Source organism: Streptomyces sparsus (assembly GCF_054776295.1).
Genome location: NZ_BAAHCA010001622.1, coordinates 1 through 627, shown reverse-complemented (window position 1 = coordinate 627; position 627 = coordinate 1). Strand labels below are relative to the sequence as shown.

General features: G+C 74.8%; 1 protein-coding gene. It reads right to left on the bottom strand.

All coding sequences use genetic code 11. The features are described 5' to 3' along the window. Window positions 1-27: 27 nt before the first annotated feature. The coding region (locus ACYVE9_RS29970) for an RDD family protein (protein WP_461031002.1) at window positions 28-627 on the bottom strand (600 nt) is incomplete at its 5' end.

Sequence of the window (627 nt, the reverse complement as noted above, 5' to 3'; positions counted from 1 at the left end):
GGGGCGCGCCCCCTCGGTGACGCCGGCTCAGCCCGGGCGGAGGGCCTCCCCGCTGTCCTTGGCGACGAAGGTGCGGGCCGCCTTGTCGTGCCAGCACTGCCGCCAGGGCTTGTCGAAGAGGCACCAGGCCGCGTTGACGACGCCGACCGCGGTGACCGCCAGCACGGCGTGCAGCAGCCAGCGCAGCAGGGCCGCGCCGACGCCCGGCGGTGTCTGTGCCTCCAGGTCGAGCACCTTCACGCCGCACAGCTTCTTGCCGAGGCTGCGTCCCCAACGGGCCGTCGGGAGCGCCTCGTAGAGCACGCCGGTGAGCAGCAGCGTTCCCAGGACCACGGCCAGGTAGCCGCCCGTGGTGGTGTCCAGCAGCCAGATCTCCCGGGTCACCCCCGCCTGTTCGGCGGCGTCCACCTTCGCCTGGATGTGGTCGACCGCCCGTGGCAGCAGCGGCACCGCGACTGCGGCAGCGGCGGCGACGGGCACGATCGAGTCGATGATCCTGGCCACCAGGCGCCGGCCGAGTCCCGCGGGCCGCGCCTGGGTCTGGAGCGCCCGCAGGAAGGGGTCGTCGACGGGCGGCTTCCACGGCGTCACCGGGCCGCCCTGCGGCCAGGGGGCCTGGCGAGTTGA